This window comes from Risungbinella massiliensis (assembly GCF_000942395.1).
GTDB lineage: Bacteria > Bacillota > Bacilli > Thermoactinomycetales > Thermoactinomycetaceae > Risungbinella > Risungbinella massiliensis.
In genome coordinates, this window is the sequence record NZ_LN812102.1 from 1,152,816 (window position 1) to 1,166,145 (window position 13,330).

General features: G+C 37.7%; 11 protein-coding genes and 1 pseudogene. 3 read left to right on the forward strand and 9 right to left on the reverse strand.

Annotation, left to right across the window (positions count from 1 at the left end; translation table 11 throughout):
• The 4 genes and pseudogenes from VJ09_RS18815 to VJ09_RS06100 all read right to left on the reverse strand — a co-directional run.
• A pseudogene (locus tag VJ09_RS18815) lies at positions 1–184 on the reverse strand (serine hydrolase); the annotation flags it as partial.
• A 276-nt stretch (positions 185–460) separates the two neighbouring features.
• Positions 461–829: a DUF1048 domain-containing protein gene (locus VJ09_RS06090; protein ID WP_052807250.1), complete on the reverse strand. Its 369-nt coding sequence runs from the start codon at positions 827–829 to the stop codon at positions 461–463.
• Positions 819–1,151, reverse strand: a complete 333-nt coding sequence (locus VJ09_RS06095) for a PadR family transcriptional regulator (RefSeq protein ID WP_195891312.1) — start codon at positions 1,149–1,151, stop codon at positions 819–821. The genes VJ09_RS06090 and VJ09_RS06095 overlap by 11 nt, the downstream gene beginning before the upstream one ends.
• Before the next feature lie 96 nt (positions 1,152–1,247).
• On the reverse strand, positions 1,248–1,547 hold the full coding sequence (locus tag VJ09_RS06100) for a hypothetical protein (protein ID WP_044640693.1): 300 nt from the start codon (positions 1,545–1,547) through the stop codon (positions 1,248–1,250).
• Positions 1,548–1,817: 270 nt separating this feature from the next.
• Between VJ09_RS06100 and VJ09_RS06105 the strand changes: the two genes are divergently transcribed.
• The 3 genes from VJ09_RS06105 (at position 1,818) to VJ09_RS06115 (ending at position 5,725) form a co-directional block, all read left to right on the forward strand.
• Positions 1,818–3,215: a helix-turn-helix domain-containing protein gene (locus VJ09_RS06105; RefSeq protein ID WP_044640694.1), complete on the forward strand. Its 1,398-nt coding sequence runs from the start codon at positions 1,818–1,820 to the stop codon at positions 3,213–3,215.
• Positions 3,216–3,989: 774 nt separating this feature from the next.
• Positions 3,990–4,274 carry a hypothetical protein gene (locus VJ09_RS06110; RefSeq protein WP_044640695.1) on the forward strand — a complete coding sequence of 95 codons (285 nt, stop codon included), beginning with the start codon at positions 3,990–3,992 and terminating at the stop codon, positions 4,272–4,274.
• A 164-nt stretch (positions 4,275–4,438) separates the two neighbouring features.
• Positions 4,439–5,725, forward strand: a complete 1,287-nt coding sequence (locus tag VJ09_RS06115; protein ID WP_222704942.1) for a BNR-4 repeat-containing protein — start codon at positions 4,439–4,441, stop codon at positions 5,723–5,725.
• 548 nt (positions 5,726–6,273) lie between these two features.
• Here the strand turns inward: VJ09_RS06115 and VJ09_RS06120 are convergent.
• The 5 genes from VJ09_RS06120 to VJ09_RS06140 all read right to left on the reverse strand — a co-directional run bounded on the left by VJ09_RS06120 (position 6,274) and on the right by VJ09_RS06140 (position 13,330).
• Positions 6,274–7,296, reverse strand: coding sequence for a hypothetical protein (locus VJ09_RS06120; protein WP_044640696.1), 1,023 nt, complete (start codon positions 7,294–7,296; stop codon positions 6,274–6,276).
• Positions 7,297–7,514: 218 nt separating this feature from the next.
• Positions 7,515–7,745: a hypothetical protein gene (locus tag VJ09_RS06125; RefSeq protein WP_044640697.1), complete on the reverse strand. Its 231-nt coding sequence runs from the start codon at positions 7,743–7,745 to the stop codon at positions 7,515–7,517.
• Between the two features lie 114 nt (positions 7,746–7,859).
• Positions 7,860–8,567: a hypothetical protein gene (locus VJ09_RS06130; RefSeq protein WP_044640698.1), complete on the reverse strand. Its 708-nt coding sequence runs from the start codon at positions 8,565–8,567 to the stop codon at positions 7,860–7,862.
• 12 nt (positions 8,568–8,579) lie between these two features.
• On the reverse strand, positions 8,580–10,541 hold the full coding sequence (gene pglZ, locus VJ09_RS06135; protein WP_044640699.1) for a BREX-3 system phosphatase PglZ: 1,962 nt from the start codon (positions 10,539–10,541) through the stop codon (positions 8,580–8,582).
• Between the two features lie 17 nt (positions 10,542–10,558).
• Positions 10,559–13,330 (reverse strand): DNA methyltransferase, encoded by a 2,772-nt coding sequence (locus tag VJ09_RS06140; RefSeq protein WP_230199100.1) that lies wholly within the window; start codon positions 13,328–13,330, stop codon positions 10,559–10,561.

A 13,330-nucleotide genomic window follows, 5' to 3' on the forward strand; every position in this document is an offset into this window, starting at 1 on the left:
TGTCCCGGCGCATCGGCGCTCCACCATCATGGCGCATTGTGCCGATCGCTTCGACATGCGTCTCACCGCACCAGCTGACCAGGGCGACGAGCCCAGGGATTTTCCCGGAATCGACATGCCGTGCCAGCACCTCACGCAGTCTACGCAGCCCTGATTCGGAGAAGCCGCTATTACCTTGTCCCATCATGAATCTCTCCTTTTCTTCTACCAATTCTCTTTTGTTATTCATGCTTGAAAGCCCTTTGTCAAAAAGGGGTACTCGATGCATCAAAGACGGGTACGGCAAGAATTACTTCTTTTTTGGGCCACTCACTGATAACCATGAATTCTACGACACTCTTTTTGTGTATTAGATGATCTAATTCGTTGATTTTTCTCGCCACCAGTGGCTATAAGTAGCGTAGATCACTATTTCTGTGTCACTTTTTACTATGTGGTCCCAAAAGTAACGAATTCTTGCCTACTCCCCTTTACCAAGCTTTTTACGAATGTTTTCGCTCAATTGTTCTTTTCTTTTTCCGGTCCAGGTTTGCCCTTGAAGCTCATGTAACAGGTCATCGCAAAACCCCCCCACATCCTGACCCACTACATCCAGCACATCCCTTCCCTCTTGTGCGTTTGATTCAAAAAGTTCTAGTACATCTTGTAGCGCTTTAAACATGATCATAGCAGAGTCATGGTCGGCTGCAGAAGTCCACAGGAAATCCTCAATCTCTTTCATCACGATCTGATAATCCCTTGGTAAATCATGAATCCGTTTTTTGTAACTTTTATATTCCGCTTTCTCTTGTTTCCATCTTTTTAAAATCGAAAAAATATTAATTTCCATCCTGATTCTCCTTTAATTCATTCATTTTTGATGCGATAAAATCCCATTTACGCCAAAAGGTTTGGAGTTGATTTCGCCCAGCAGTATTCAGTGTGTAGAACTTTCGTGGCGGTCCGATTTCCGAAGGCTTCTTCTGAATGTCGACTAATTTGTTCTTTTCTAGCCTTAGTAAAATCGTATATACCGTTCCTTCGACAACATCTTCAAAACCGAGGGAATTCAACTTTTTTACGATCTCGTAACCATACGTTTCTTTGCGACTGATGATTTCGAGGACGCAACCCTCCAGAACCCCCTTTAGCATTTCGGTCAAATTTTCCAAAGCGAGCATCCTTCCTACTCTGTATCACTTAGTACCTCTATATAGTAATACTAAGTAGAAGAAAGTGTCAATAGTCTGTTTTATTTCTTTTCTTAATCAAAAAATATCATAATGCTTCCCATACACAATCGTACTATTCTCATTCATCCGTATAATCCTTGCATCTAGCAGATCGATCTGAATCACCTTTCCATCCGTCGTCGTCAACCCCACCTTCATCACTGCCCTCTGGGGATTACCATTTACCACAAACAGATCCAGGCGCACATCATCCACCCACTTCTTCTTATTAACCAGGTAGGAGCGGTAAAAAATATGATACTCCCGCAAACATTCAAAACATCTCACAAAGTTTTCTACCTGATCTTTTTGTCCCTCTACTAAAACCTTAATCATCTCCAACACCTCGTTTTTCTCATCCAGATATAGGATTATTTAAATTGGATTACCAAAAGTGGAGCTTGTTTTTTGATTATAGTTAATAGTAAAATAAGTCACAAATTATTGAAGCTTCACCTTTCCTACCTATCGTTTCAATGAAATGGTAAGGTGTTTTTTGTTTTTTCTCTACTTTTATCCGTTACTTCAATTTTCTAGAGTGAAACTTCACCAAAAACAACCTGATTAGAGAAGAAATCCTGAAAAAATTTTTTTGAGGAGGGAATGATGAATAGCTATTCTATCAATCAACTTGGACGAGCCTTTCGTAAAAAACGAGAGGAGATGGGGGTAAAGCTAGAGGAGCTAGTAGAAAAAGGAATATCTGCTGGCACCATCTCCAATTTTGAAAACAGCAAAAAGAAGGTGCATCCAAACAAGATCATCCGCCTCTTTGCCAAGATCGGCATTGAGCGTGATCAACTACCCTATCTAGTAGAACAAGAAGAGGAAGCGCCATTTATTGAGAAACTAGAGATCGATTTGATGGCCATCGAGAGTGCAATGGATCTAGTCGAGGTCAAACAATCTCATAAAAAGTTGATCGAGATCAAAGAGATGAATCCTCCCATTCGATTTCAGCCACTGATTGAGTATCTTCTAGGCAAAGCGTGCTATAAGAAAGAGAAATGGAGCAAGGCCCAACAGTATTATCTACAAGCGATTCAACTGATGGAGGAAAATCCGAGTTTACAGGAAACAAATATAGCCTCCCTTGCTTATTACGGACTTGCTCGCTCCTCTTACCGAGAAAATGATTTATCCCAAGCATTACAGTTTATAAAACTTGGGCTCGAATCATTTGATGAAAATGGGGAACGTGATCATCTAAAGTACCAACTACTCCTAAGTAAAGCGATCTATCTAGAAAAATTAGAACAAAACGAAGAAGCCATGGATGTACTGAGTGAATTGTGGAACTATATGGAACGGATTGATACAGAGATAGCACTAAACATGTATCAACTTACTGCCAGCTTATATATTAAGAGCAAACGAGATCACAAAGCTTTACCTTATATCTTAAAAGGGATTGATATTGCTAGACGAAATGAGAACTATGATCGAAGCTTTGAACTCTGGACTACTTTGGGAACTGCATATTTAAATTCCGAAAAACTAGATCAAGCCAAAGCTTGTTTTGAAATCGCTTCCAAGTTGGAATGCAAAATACGCCGAAAATACTTATCTGTACAAAACGATATCCAGTTAGGACAACTGTATATGAAAGAAGGAGAGTTTGAAAAAGCACGAGAGGTACTTGATGAAGCTATCAAGAAAGGGAAAAAGGAGAACGATGCTCATCTTCTTTTTAAAGCGTTAGATACTTCGGGAGACTGCTACTTACAACTCCAAGAGTTACCGCAAGCTCTAGAAAACTTTGAGCGAGCACTAGAAATTGGTCAGAAGCATAATTTTCTGGTACTGCAAAGAGAGTTGGCCCTAAAATTGGCCCTATTGTATGAAAAGAGGGACTTATTTAAATTCCAAAAATACTCTACCCTGCATTTTCGACTTAGTGTACAATTAGCGCAAAATGGGGGTGAAATTACAATGCAAGCAAATGAAAACCTTCAGTATCTATTGAACGAGAGAATGGCAGTGGCTGATCCTCCAGAGCCATAGAAGTTGGTAGAAGAAAGAGAATAGCAATAAGAAAAGGCGATCAGAGATGGTCGCCTTTGGTTGCATGTTTATAAGAGTTATAATGCAGATGCTGAAGGATGGAGTTGTAGAAACTGCTGTAGAACTGTAGTAGATTATAAGTTAAGGATTGTTTCCCCTTGAATCTGAATTTTTTTAATTTTAATTGTCAGATCAAGGAAAAAGCTTCTAAATGTAGATAAATAAAATAATTAAGGAGGCTGATTGATATATCTTTACCTATGATTTTTAATCTGAGCGTAATTGTTATCTACGCTGTTGTTATCATTGTTGTATTAGTGTATGCGCGTATTTCGGGGAAAGATCCAACATCGACAATGATAACCTTAATAGGACTCTTATTACTTTATTTCATACTATCATTATGGATTTTTCGTAAATTTTAACATCAAGCAAACCATCAGCCCCTTTGCGTTTGTTCTATTGCAAATATTTCGTCAAACCGTGCTAGGCGGCAATTCCCCATAAAACGAACCTCCTAGTTATTAGGAGATTCTATTCTTTGATGATCAAAACTTCATCGCGCATCTTATATATTTCATTTTTTTCGGCTTTGGTTTCGGATAAATGAACCTCGGGTTTCTCGATAGTGGAAAGTTTTTCACCAATCGTTTCAAAACGGAGCAACGGTATTTTGATGTAAGGTATCAATATATCTTCTAAGGTTTTGGTTTGGAGGTAATATATGAAGAATATGAACTACGGTCATTAACTTCCCAGTTTAGGAGGTTAATGATGAGTAGAAGCTACAAAAAGTCACCAATATTTGCTGAATATTATTCAGGTAGACGTTGGACCAAACGTCTAGCAAGTAAAGCAGTTCGACGTTATCAAGATCGTATCCCGAATGGTACAGCATATCGTAAGATCTATTGTTCTTGGCTTCTCTGTGAGTTTCGGGTGTACTATCCATTGGAAGAAGCTATTCATGATTGGGAGATTGATCAATATTCCGATTATCAAGGGGTATCGAGAACAGAGATGATCAATAATTGGGCGAAAATGTATTATAGGAAATAGAATTGGATAATCGCTGTACTGGGAAGTTGCAGTGAAAAAAGAGAGCAGACATATAGCCTGCTCTCTTTCTTTTTTAATTCATTTATTTATCGAAATATAACTTTTTAGGGTGTTTTCATCATCATATAATTTTGTATAAAAGAGAAAAACGACAGAAGATAAAAATGAAACCAAAAAGAAAACGCTGGGGAATAGGGTTATCTATCTTTTTGAGCATAGTCTTTCTCTTAGGAGCAATCAACCCCTTAAGTACAAACATTACACTGACGGAAGTACCCTATCCAATGGATTATTCCAATCAAGCTGGTTGGTGGAGTCCGCTCGAAACCTATGGAAGTACAAAGGAGTATGCCTATTTAGTGTACAATGCACCAGGCAGTACAAATGACAAACATACAGTAAAAATCGCCAAAAGAGATGGATGCGGAAATTGGTCGAACCTTCCTATCATGGATGGGAATACAGCTGTGGAGTACCCTGACGATCTTGGTCACAATCAGCCTTCTATGGCCAGAGATGGTGATGGTTATTTTCACGTATTTGCATCCATGCATAACAACTCTTGGCGTTATTTTCGTTCAGATCAAGTTGGGAGCGCACCTCAAAATCATTCAGATGAGTTGCCTGATAGCAACCTTACATTCACTTACCCAATTGTCGCCACTGCCCCTAATGGAGATCTATATCTCATCGCGCGTGCTTCAGAAAACGACAGAAGAAGCGGAAGATTGTACCATTGGGACAACAAGCTGAAAAGCTGGAAGCGAGTGGCGATATTTGCTTCTGAGTCAAAAAAGTCCGTTTATCCGAACGATATCCAAGTAGATGCCGCTGGAAATGTGCACATACTTTTTGAATGGTCCACTTATCCCTCAAGCGGTTTAAGACATGAACTATCTTATTTAAAATACTCTCCATCCACAGGCAAGTTTTATAAAGCAGATAACACACCAGTCTCTGCACCTGTTACAACGGCAACTGCTGATGTCATCCAACCTTTGGCGACAACAGAACAATATATCCGGGATTATGGTGATCCGGGCGGTCCTGGCGTACAAAGCGGAAAATTAACACTGGATCATAACAATCAGCCACAAATTGTGTATCGTTATCGCTCACCCTATAGTGGGTCTATCTTTACCATTCAATACGCCTACTTCCGTAATGGTCAATGGCAACGGGAAACAGCCCATTCTTCCACCCAAACAAAAGTAGCAGTCGATATTACTTGGGATGGTACCAAAAGTCGCGTGTACTATGTCTTAAGTTCTGGACCTGATCGAGTGTTTGCTACAACAAAAGATTCCAGAACTTGGACTCCTATCTCGCTGGCACCAGGTAAACCAATTGAACGGTTAGCAGTTGAACAAAATGCGAATGGTACTGATATTTTATATTTGGTTGATAGTAGGAATTTAAAATTGTATTACGGTAGATTTTCTGTGGATTGATGGTAACCTACTGGCTTGTGAGTCTAGTCATTATTCTCTTGATAGGAAATGAGAAAGGCGATCCGGGATGGTCGCCTTTGGTTTGTATTTTACATAGTTCACTTGAATAACAAGCTCCTACAAAATCCTATCAGAGAACTTCTTGATTACGTCCATAAATACCCTGTTGTTGATAACTCCCATTTATTAAACGATAAATTTCAACGGTTCAAACTTGGTTCTATCATCCAATACTCCTTTACTACATACCTTTCAAAGAGATTATAGTTCTCCCAATGATCAATACGAGCGGTGCTATTGTACAAAACTTCTACGAGAACCCCTCCGTCGAAAACCAAGCAACTAACCAAGCTTATCGAAATTGACCAGAAAAGCCAGTAAACATCTTTTCTCTAAATCATATCATCACTAATCACTCTTAAATCTACCCTTTGACAGTTTTATTAGCTCATCTAATGAGTTCTTTAGTATCAACGGTATCTTAATATTTGGAAGCTGATTTTGAATAAACTGTTTAAATGACGCGTGTGGAAAATTGAGTTTATGATTCAGGAGACGAAATATAGTTTTTTTCTTTCTAATGCAGAAGTAAACATTTCAAACTCATCTATACTCATATAATAATTATTAACTTTTGCATCGATTCCATCAAGTTTCTTCCAGTCATCCATCGTTTTTTGTTCTAATGGTCGAAGGACTGGGAACTCTCCCTGATTTACTACAATCAAATAGACTTCCTCCACATTAGAAAGATCGATTTTCCCAGTAGCTCCACTAATAAGTTCTTTTACCCTCTTATATAGCTGTTTCATAGGTGCTACTGTCATCTTAATACGATCTTTTTCTATACTTTCTAAGTTCCCTCCAACAATTGATTTTTTATAGTTAACTCTTTGCGCTTTGCTTTCAATTGCAATTAATTTTTTTCCTAATTTAATCATTACATCTGGTGATCTTTTCGATGATTTTGCATAACTAAACTCATCAATCACTTCGTATGGTACAGAACTCTTTTCACACGACTCTTTTACCAACCTTTGTACATATAGTTCAAAAGGGCGTCCAAAAAAACTTTGAAATGAATTGTCTTCCTGTGGGAAACAGTCACGTATTTTCCAATAGAGCCCTTCATTAAATGCGTTTTCCAACAATGTCAAACTAACAGGGAAAATAATATCATCGTTTAATTTAAATATAGGTTTTCTACTGAAAAATCTGTAATCCCATGGATCTTGATATGAATCCGATAATTCTCTTTTTGCTTCCTCAAAGGTAAAAATTAGTGGTTGTAGTATTTCCTTAGCGGAATCATCCAAGATTGTTAAATCAAATGCAGATCTTTGAAACCAATCTTCTGTTATTTTAAAAGGTTTTGGCATTTTATAAAAAAATAAACCGTAGATTGCAAATAAACTAAAGATATAATCTTCGATTGAACATTTGTATTTTTTTATAAAATGTTTTTCGATATCAACGAATTCTTTATTAAACTTTTCTTTTTCACTAGCAATCCTGTAAATTAGTAATGTCCTTGCTAAAGAAGAAGAAAACTCATCTTTTGAATAAAACATATAATCTCTTTTCATTTTCAAGATGATCTGACAGTATTAAAGACCAGATAAGACATTTTAAGTAATTTTGATTTAATAACTCTGACCTCATTTCAAAATGTTCATTACCAAAAACCAAAATATGTTTCCACAAAAATAATAATACTTGTGATGTTAAAACTACCCTTTTTTGTAATAGTTCATTTATTTTCTGTTTTGAATTTGATTTAATAATTTTTTCAGATGTTGTATTTATCAACAAGTTGATACAAATACCATTGAAGATCTTTTTTAAAAATATCGTAGATCGATTTTTTCATTGAGGCAGACGCAAGTTGTGACAGAATAGGCAATAAACCACCTGAATTCTTGTATTCACCTATTTCTTTCTTAATTTTTTTTAAATCCGATTTTACTCCAAATATCTCACTGTAAACTAAATATGTTTGTGTCTGATCAAGCAAATCCATGATGCTCACCTCTAACTAATTGTTGTCTAGTAAACAATAATAGAAAATTTAAAATATCACTTTTTGTATAAAAAGGCAGATCAATAGAATATCCGCCTTTTTCCTATGTAACTCCTACCGCATCCCCACCACGACCATATCTACTCCCTGACAACTAACTTCAAATCGTTCCCTAGTAAGATCTCTAGTTTCAATCCAATAGTCAAATGGAAACAACATAGGCTGCTCTCGAATTAAATCTAATAGCATTACCTTTTGGTCTGCTACTATCAAAATAACCTGGACTAACCATTTCTTTAGTTCTGCTGAAGTGATCTCAATCTTAGGAGAAATAGGTTGGATTACATTTTTCTGTGAGCTGATTACACCCCAAAATCGTAAACTGGTCAGCACTGCACTTATGGCTACTTCAACTCTTCGACGATCCCCATATAATGCTTTTAATCTCCGATATAGCTGTTGGCTAGGCACTTCGAATTGAATACGACTCAATACTCCGATCTCAGTAACTATGTCTTTAAAAAAGGGATAAGCGAGTAGTGTCATTCCATAATGCAGAACCAATCGTTCTTTTGTAGATAGAGTTGGGAAAATCTCTAACGCTTGCTTCTGAATCTCCTGATGTTGTTCCTCTACTAAATACCAGATCTTCATGAGCATTGTGATAGCATTTTTTCTTGATTTATCCCCTCGGATATCCGCAAGTAAAAATGTATTGAGCTTCTCATACATGCCTTTTCTTTCGGTATCCCTAGTTATATTCGCTGTATAATCTAAGTGATTCAACATAATCTTTTGGTCAAAACCTACTGCTTTCTTCACACATATCCCTCATTATATATCTGCTTTGGGAGCCACGCGTACAAATGGTACGACGACTTCTTCTAAACTGATCCCTCCGTGGCTTACCACTACTTGATCTTTTATAATAAAGGCTTGTCCACTTTTTGCCAATAGGACATGGCGATTTTTTGGTAGTGCCACATCATTCCAGCGAATAGAAGGATAATTCTCTGCGGCACGGTTTCGTAATGACTCCTCTTGATAAATCCTGACTCGCTCTCCCCTTGTTTCTGCTAGCACTCCTTCTAACACTTTACCAATACCAACACTTTCTTTATTGCCATGATCTGAAGCAATATACACATCAAAATCGGCTGCCAGTAAGTCTGCTATAAGTTGTACTAAATATCTGTTTCTTAGCCATAATGATATTTCTTCTTGAATCCCCTGTAATCCTTGAATGGTTCCATGACTAAACTGATCGATTGTATCAACCACTAATCCTGCAATACGAGTATTTGGTTTTTCTAGAGCCCGAATCCGATTACGATCATATCTCCCTTGCCCTAACCCTTTCTCATAAGTTATGTGCATACGAGAAATCTGTTGATTTTCCCAAAAACTTTTCCATTTCTGCTCTTCTTTATGTGTCGTATGAATAGAATCTGGGAAATAAAAAGGAGGTTCTCCTGCAAAAATCGCTTGTCGAGAAACAGACGTAATCGTTGGTACCCAAGCAAACACCCCACGTTCTTCCAAGTGAAAGGTCTGAGATAGTACCTGCTTGATTTGTCCCCATTGAACAAAACTCATTCCGTCCAATACTATCAAAGCTATTTTCTCTTTCTTTTTCTTCATTTGTAGATAGTGAGGGATATGATGAACCATAACAGGGTTAGGTAAAAAGGGAAGCCGGACGATACTATGGAAATCACTACACATCCACTGTTGGAATCGATGATCAACCTGTATTTCCAGTTGTTTCAGCTGTGTCACTAATTCATCATCAAGAGAAGACCCCAACGAAAGAAAAACATGTTTCCACTCTCCATATGTCTGGGCTATTTTTATCCAGTTTTTATAAGTAATCTCCTCTTGTAAATGCGCTTCTAATTTCTTAGTGAAATGGGTAAGTTGCTCTTTCTGTTCAAATCCTATATCGGTCTGTATTCCTACTCGCATCCATTTCGGAAGAGATGGAGATGGTACACCTGTTAATTTAAACAGCTTCCCCTCCATAAATAAATTATCCAATACCGCTTTTACACTTGGTAAATGGAAATAAGTATAGGGATCTCCTGAGTTGATCCCTATTTCTCTTGCTAGCTGAGGGTTAGCAGAAGTAGACTGAACCAATTGTTTCCATTCCTTCTGCACATAGAAATAAAAATATGATGCAGAAGAAACCAGCTCCTTTAACGGAAAAGGAGCGAGCGAAGCTTTCTTTTGTAGTTGCTCCACTACAAAATTCACAATGGAATTAGGATATATGATCTCTTCATAATGCTTTTTAAATAAAAACTCCATTAAATCCTCTTTTGTTTCGATCTCTTGGTAACCACTTCCTTTGAAAAACTTCCTCAATAAAAAATCACAAGTATCCGTAACGGAAATAGAGCCTTGATACTGTCCGTAGACAGTAAACAAGGCATCTAACTGTTCAAAGGTTAATTGCTTAATCACAGAGAGTGACATCTTGGGAAACAAGTTGGATAGACGAAGTTCAACAATCTCTCCGATTTGTAATAGATCATATGGGAGATGTTGCACGGATTCATCCTCCACATGAACAATCAGGGTAACTGAACCGTTGTTTAAACGATCACGGAAAGTTGATTCAAATAAGTACCGAAAACGAATCGGATCTTTGTATTCTAGAATCTCTAGTTTTCTCTCTAATAACTGATCCAAAATCTTTTTTTCCAAAAGTAAATGATCAGGATCAGAAACGATCAGTAGGGAAGGAATTGGTTCAACAAAGTGCTTTAAGATCTCATCTCTCCAATTGATCAATGATGTCACCTTTCTCTCTATAGTCCTAGACGAACCTGAGCGTTGTTGAAGTACATAAGCAACTTGTCATCTTCGTTTATGATTTTCTCTGGCAAACGATCTCCTACTTTGACAATCGTTTCATAATTCTTTTCGCTCCAAGCTTTCTTAAAACCGGCTCGGATCGCTTCAGTGCGGAACACTTTCATCTTTCTTTTGTTCTTTTCAAGTTCTTCTAAATACGTATTGAACTCTCGAAGCAACGCTTTCTCGCGCAGTTTTTCCAAGTCTGCTTGTTTATTTGGATCTGGTACATACCAACGATCCATTGCCTTTTCCACACGCTTGGGATCATCTTTCTCTAGAGAGCGAAAGTTTCTATTTAAGTAGCTATGGATTTGATCTGGGATGTCTCCATCTCCTTCATAGCGTAAAAAGTTTTGGTTGAGCAAATCAATTAACTCTGGTAATGCTTCGTGCTTATCGATGTGTTGAATCTCTTTCATGAAGTTAGGATGCAATTCCTGATAGGTTTGTGGTTTTTTCATTAGTTGTTGTCTCAACCATTCAATAGCACTGTTCTCGTCCGAGACAAATAAATTCAACTGAGTAAACTCTTTGACGAGAATTCTCTTTTTATTATACTCTGCTACTTGTGTATCTAAGAAAACCATACCGTCAAGCATTGGGAATCGCTGTGCAATTTGCTCTTGGAACTCTGCTGATGAGACTGGTACAGGGTAAGCATTACGAACATGGTAAGCAACCATCCGATCAAATAGAATGCGAGGGGTTCTCTCCACATCTACAGCTGCCTCACCCTTTTTCCCAATAAAGGTAGCTAGCTGAGCTAAGTGTCCTTTAACGAACTCCCAAGCTGATTCACCAGATCCAACAGAGCTAGTAAGATTGTTAGTCATCTGTTCAGTTGGTTTATATGCAGAAATAACAAGATCTTGCTTTACAGCAGTGGTAGTGGTAACAGCTTTAAAACTTCCTTGTTTCTTATCTAGAGCTGCTACATGTGCAACAATAAAACCTACCTCCTGTAGTGCTTGTTGAATAGTGTTCCAAACACTTGCTTGGGAATTAGAGAATTCAACCGTCATCCAACGTCCAGGCTTTAGTACACTATAAGCCTCACTAAAACATTTGGTCATAAGTTTTCTATAATCGTTAAGTGTTTTTCCTTGCACTTTGTTTTCGATAGCTTCTTGTTCATTATTGGTAGAGGCTGTAAGCCACGATTCCCATAAAAAGTTAAGTTCAGAATACATTAAGTTTGCTCCGAATGGCGGGTCTAGAAAAATATAATCCGCATTTACACTAACTCTATTTGTTGTCGACATTGTACTAATCAAAGTATTTTGATGTACATTTTTAAAAGCCTGAATTAACTTAATTAACTTATTCTTGTAAGCAATTAAAACATTTGCTTCTGAAATTTGTGATCCAATATACAAAGTTCCACTTAAAGGATTATAGGGGAAAGAAACACCTGGTCTATAACGGTTAAGTTTACTTACATTAATTAGTTGTGAGTTAAATAATAGCAGTAGTTGGGGCAAATCACATTTGGAACGAATTGCACTTAGAATCCATAGATTTCTTTTACTATAAAAGTGATGTACATGTGTGATGCCTGTACGATCATTCCGACGAGATTCTCCTCCTTCAATCATTCGATTTGTTGGATACCAATAAGGTATTTCACTTTCATCAATCTTTTTGATTCTACTAATATCATTGCTATCTAATAGTTTTTCATATTTCTTTTTACCAACTACATAATTGATTAAAACTGGAGTCTGTTTTACTTGGCTAATTGTTTTGCTTAACCTCGAATCATAATAAGTCGTCCATGCTCGTTCTAATTTACGTTTAGTTAACTGCGAACCACAATTTGAACATTCAAACGAATCATGAACTTTACCTAGCTCTTTATCTACAGCCACATCCGAAAAAACTAATTCCTCGCTACAGTCAGGACAAACAAAAACATCACTCCATACCATGTAGTTAATTTTCCCCATAACAGGCTTTCCATCTACATCAACCTGTGGAACCCCATCTACTACATGTTGGGTTTCATACATCCATCCACATTCTTTTTCTACTTCTTCCAAAATCCGTTCTGCTTTTTGACGAAAAGCTTCCACATCTACTGGAGTATTGTAGTTATAAGCAATAAATGTTGCGACAGGGGAAAGATCATTGAGTACTGCTTTTCTCGCTCCTAGCTTAGAAAATCGTTTCCCATCCTCATCCAAAATCGTACCATCATCCAACACTTGATAGCCCAAACTCTCTACAACTGTGTGATCTCCACATAGCTGCGCAGCCACACCTGTCATCCCTGTCCCACAAAATCCATCAAATACAGTATCTCCTGGATTCGTGTAGTGCAGGATATATCTCATAATTGCTTTATGTGGCACCTTGGTATGATAAGAGTGTGCATTATAGATCGGATCGTTTTTCCCCTCAGATACATCCGCTGCAAATGGTTCCCGATGATATTCTTCTTCCTCTTCCCCATATAGCTTTTTCTTTTCCTCTTCCCATTCTTTCATGATCAGTGGGATAAATGGGTTTGGACATGCTGTGTAGTAAGGAGGATCGGAGAGAGCGAGGATATCTTCATCCTCGCCAATCGGAAAACCCTCTATCTTTCTTAGCTCAGGTAGTTGTTTACGTAGCTCTTCGGTAAAGTAAGCACGACGAGCTTCATCATTTTCAAATGTCATTCCTAAGCAGGTTACTGGTTCTGCTGCTTTCTGTTGGAAAGACAGAAATTGTTGATCAGACAA

Bases quoted from the DNA above. Each gene is read 5' to 3' on its own strand.
- VJ09_RS06090 (WP_052807250.1), bottom strand. From the start codon at position 829: ATGGAAATTAATATTTTTTCGATTTTAAAAAGATGGAAACAAGAGAAA.
- VJ09_RS06100 (WP_044640693.1), bottom strand. From the start codon at position 1,547: ATGATTAAGGTTTTAGTAGAGGGACAAAAAGATCAGGTAGAAAACTTT.
- VJ09_RS06120 (WP_044640696.1), bottom strand. From the start codon at position 7,296: ATGTTTTATTCAAAAGATGAGTTTTCTTCTTCTTTAGCAAGGACATTA.
- VJ09_RS06115 (WP_222704942.1), top strand. From the start codon at position 4,439: ATGAAACCAAAAAGAAAACGCTGGGGAATAGGGTTATCTATCTTTTTG.
- VJ09_RS06110 (WP_044640695.1), top strand. From the start codon at position 3,990: ATGAGTAGAAGCTACAAAAAGTCACCAATATTTGCTGAATATTATTCA.
- VJ09_RS06125 (WP_044640697.1), bottom strand. From the start codon at position 7,745: ATGGATTTGCTTGATCAGACACAAACATATTTAGTTTACAGTGAGATA.
- VJ09_RS06105 (WP_044640694.1), top strand. From the start codon at position 1,818: ATGAATAGCTATTCTATCAATCAACTTGGACGAGCCTTTCGTAAAAAA.